The organism is Serpentinimonas sp. SSL01 (assembly GCF_056323735.1).
This window is the reverse complement of the sequence record NZ_CM150487.1, coordinates 2485001-2487500: the sequence shown is the minus strand read 5'-3', so window position 1 is coordinate 2487500 and position 2500 is coordinate 2485001. Positions and strand designations below refer to the sequence as shown.

Annotated in this window: 2 tRNA genes and 2 rRNA genes (2 of these 4 cut by a window edge); all 4 read right to left on the bottom strand. The window is 53.7% G+C overall.

Annotated features, from left to right (window positions below):
• Window positions 1-1324, bottom strand: a 23S ribosomal RNA gene (locus tag ACVMK0_RS11645) (it extends 1553 nt beyond the left edge of the window).
• Between the two features lie 404 nt (window positions 1325-1728).
• Window positions 1729-1804: transfer RNA gene (locus tag ACVMK0_RS11640), tRNA-Ala, on the bottom strand.
• Window positions 1805-1897: 93 nt separating this feature from the next.
• Window positions 1898-1974, bottom strand: a tRNA-Ile gene (locus ACVMK0_RS11635).
• 124 nt (window positions 1975-2098) lie between these two features.
• Window positions 2099-2500: ribosomal RNA gene (locus ACVMK0_RS11630) — 16S ribosomal RNA — on the bottom strand; it runs 1123 nt beyond the window's last position.
• The 16S and 23S rRNA genes sit together here with 2 tRNA genes alongside, the layout of an rRNA operon.

Here is a 2500-nt window from a genome sequence, read left to right as displayed (position 1 = left end):
ACGCCGATGAACGTTGCGTAGGAAACCTTGCGCTTACGGCGAGCGGGCTTTTCACCCGCTTTAACGCTACTCATGTCAGCATTCGCACTTCTGATACCTCCAGCAGGCTTCACAACCCACCTTCAACGGCTTACAGAACGCTCTCCTACCACGCACATTTCTGTGCATCCGCAGCTTCGGTAACTGGCTTGAGCCCCGTTACATCTTCCGCGCAGGACGACTCGATCAGTGAGCTATTACGCTTTCTTTAAATGATGGCTGCTTCTAAGCCAACATCCTGACTGTTATAGCCTTCCCACTTCGTTTCCCACTTAGCCAATTTTAGGGACCTTAGCTGGCGGTCTGGGTTGTTTCCCTCTTGAGTCCGGACGTTAGCACCCGGTGCTCTGTCTCCCAAGCTGTACTCGTCGGTATTCGGAGTTTGCATAGGTTTGGTAAGTCGCCATGACCCCCTAGCCTAAACAGTGCTCTACCCCCGACGGTAATACTTGAGGCACTACCTAAATAGTTTTCGGAGAGAACCAGCTATTTCCAAGTTTGTTTAGCCTTTCACCCCTATCCACAGCTCATCCCCTGGTTTTGCAACACCAGTGGGTTCGGACCTCCAGTACCTGTTACGGCACCTTCATCCTGGCCATGGATAGATCACTTGGTTTCGGGTCTACACCCAGCGACTGAATCGCCCTATTCGGACTCGGTTTCCCTGCGCCTTCCCTATTCGGTTAAGCTTGCCACTGAATGTAAGTCGCTGACCCATTATACAAAAGGTACGCCGTCACCCGTTTCCAGGCTCCGACTTTTTGTAAGCATGTGGTTTCAGGATCTATTTCACTCCCCTCCCGGGGTTCTTTTCGCCTTTCCCTCACGGTACTTGTTCACTATCGGTCGATGATGAGTATTTAGCCTTGGAGGATGGTCCCCCCATATTCAGACAGGGTTTCTCGTGCCCCGCCCTACTTTTCGCTAGCTTAGTACCACACGTCTCTTTTCACATACGGGGCTTTCACCCACTATGGCCAGCCTTTCCAGACTGTTCTGTTAAGTGTCGTGCTATCACTAGCAGGCTCCTCCGATTTCGCTCGCCACTACTCTCGGAATCTCGGTTGATGTCTTTTCCTCGAGCTACTTAGATGTTTCAGTTCACTCGGTTCGCCTCGTGCACCTATGTATTCAGTGCACGATACCCTTGCGGGTGGGTTTCCCCATTCGGAAATCTCCGGATCAAAGCTAATTTGCCAGCTCCCCGAAGCTTATCGCAGGCTATCACGTCCTTCGTCGCCTATCATCGCCAAGGCATCCACCACATGCTCTTATTCACTTGACCCTATAACTTTGAAGTCTGCCACCGCACTCGCTGACCACCGAAGCAGTCAGCTCAGCACCGCAGCAAATCGCAGCACAGCATCAAGGAATGTCTGTCAGGTCTCGCACCTGACGCGTTATGCCGTATCCAATCCGCTTGAAACTCTCGCTTCAAAATTGAATTCGCTTTGACGCAATCAAAATCGTTGTCGGCACACGTTTCGCTTTGCAGCGTCGTATACCCACAACTTTGATTCGACTCTATGAATTTTTAAAGAACAGCCGTTGCAGCAGGTTTGCACCCGCTGCGTTTGTCGATAAGGTATCAACATCGAAACACTCGCCCGTGGCAAGCGCTTGGATGTGGAAACCGATGCCTGTGGATTGCCGCCACGGCGCTGCGCTTTGCTGCACAGCCTTGGTGTTTGGTGGAGGATGACGGGATCGAACCGACGACCCCCTGCTTGCAAAGCAGGTGCTCTCCCAGCTGAGCTAATCCCCCGCTGAGGGCGTGATGCATGGTGCACGCCACCCTCACTTTTTACTGCGCCCGCACGCCGGACAGACTATTGCTTGACCGACGCTTAAGTGTACTTGGTGGGTCTGGTTGGGCTCGAACCAACGACCCCCGCCTTATCAAGACGGTGCTCTAACCAGCTGAGCTACAGACCCCAAGTCGGCCAACCGGCTTGCTTGTGCAGAGCTCTTTCTCTTTTGACAGAGCGCAGCGCTGGCGACTAACTCAAACAACCGATAAGTGTGGGCGCCTAAATGGGCTCGCGTTGGGTTTTTCCAGAAAGGAGGTGATCCAGCCGCACCTTCCGATACGGCTACCTTGTTACGACTTCACCCCAGTCACGAACCCCGCCGTGGTAATCGCCCTCCTTGCGGTTAGGCTAACTACTTCTGGCGAGACCCGCTCCCATGGTGTGACGGGCGGTGTGTACAAGACCCGGGAACGTATTCACCGTGACATGCTGATCCACGATTACTAGCGATTCCGACTTCACGCAGTCGAGTTGCAGACTGCGATCCGGACTACGACCGGCTTTATGGGATTGGCTCCCCCTCGCGGGTTGGCTGCCCTTTGTACCGGCCATTGTATGACGTGTGTAGCCCCACCTATAAGGGCCATGAGGACTTGACGTCATCCCCACCTTCCTCCGGCTTGTCACCGGCAGTCCCATTAGAGTGCCCT